We start from the raw sequence: 1318 nt of genomic DNA, 5'->3' as shown, positions 1-1318 counted from the left end.
CCGCCTCGCCGAACTGCACCGGGCCCGCGGGCGCCTGGTGACCGTGCGCGAGCTGCGCTACGCCGACACCGCCCGCGTGGACGGGCTGGTCGGCGAGCTGGACACGGCGTTTGCCGAAACGGCGCAGCGGGCGGTGCGGTTCCTCCAGGGGGAGGACGCGTTCACCGGCTACCACGCCGAGGTGGCCGCGTTGATCACCGCGGCGGGCGCGATCACGACGGTCGCCGAGGCCACGCCGGTCGCCGAGCGGCTCGACGAGCAGTCCGCCGGCCTGGCGGTCCTCACCGACGTCGTAGGCGGGCTCGACATCGCCGACGCCGTCGTGCGCACCAAGATCCTCGAGCGCGTCGGCGAGGTGACCGGCGCCCTCAACCGCGCACGGGCCACGCTCGACGCGCGCCGCCGGGAGCTGCTCGCGGCCGAGGGCCGGGCCGAGTTCGCCGCCGAGTTCGCGCTGCTCGCCCAGGCCGTCACGGCCGGGCTCGCGGTCGCCGACACCCCGGAGCGCTGTGACGAGCAGCTCGGCCGGCTGCTGCTGCAGCTGGAGAACCTCGAGTCCCGGTTCGGGGAGTTCGACGACTTCCTGACCGCGCTCGGGGAGAAGCGCACCGACGTCTACGAGGCCTTCTCCTCCCGCAAGCAGTCGTTGCTCGACGAGCGGGCGCGCCGGGCGGACCGGCTGGCCGGCTCGGCCGAGCGGATCCTCGGCAGCGTGACGCGCCGGGTCGGCTCGCTCGCCTCCGCCGAGGAGATCAACACCTACTTCGCGGCCGACCCGATGGTCGCGAAGCTGCGCGGGGTCGTCGCAGAGCTGCGGGAACTGGGCGACCAGGTCCGCGCCGAGGAGCTCGAAGGCCGGGTGAAGGCCGCTCGCCAGGAGGCCGGCCGGGCCCTGCGCGACCGGCTGGACCTCTACGGCGAGGGCGGCGAGACCATCCGCCTCGGCCGCCACACCTTCGCCGTCAACACGCAGGACATCGACCTGACGCTGGTCCCGCACGACGGCTCGATGCGGTTCGCGATCACCGGTACCGACTACCGGGCGCCGGTGCGCGACGAGGCGTTCGAGGCGACGCGGCCGTACTGGGACCAGCTGCTCGTGTCGGAGTCGCCGGAGGTGTACCGGGCCGAGTACCTGGCGACGTCGATCCTCGCCGAACGGCCGGCCGCGGCGCTGGTCGAAGCCGACCTGCTCGACGTCGTGCGCGAGACCGCCGCGGGCCGGTACGACGAGGGGTACGCGCGCGGCGTGCACGACCACGACGCGGCCGCGATCCTGGCGGCCCTGCTGCGCCTGCGGTCCGCGGCCGGGCTGCTG

At 74.8% G+C, this 1318-nt stretch carries 1 pseudogene; it reads left to right on the top strand.

The features are described 5' to 3' along the window. A pseudogene (locus G3I65_RS36980) lies at positions 1 to 1318 on the top strand (DNA repair ATPase); the annotation flags it as partial.

Source organism: Amycolatopsis sp. SID8362 (assembly GCF_010550475.1).
Classification (GTDB): Bacteria; Actinomycetota; Actinomycetes; order Mycobacteriales; family Pseudonocardiaceae; genus Amycolatopsis; species Amycolatopsis eburnea.
This window is presented reverse-complemented; position numbering and strand designations above follow the sequence as displayed.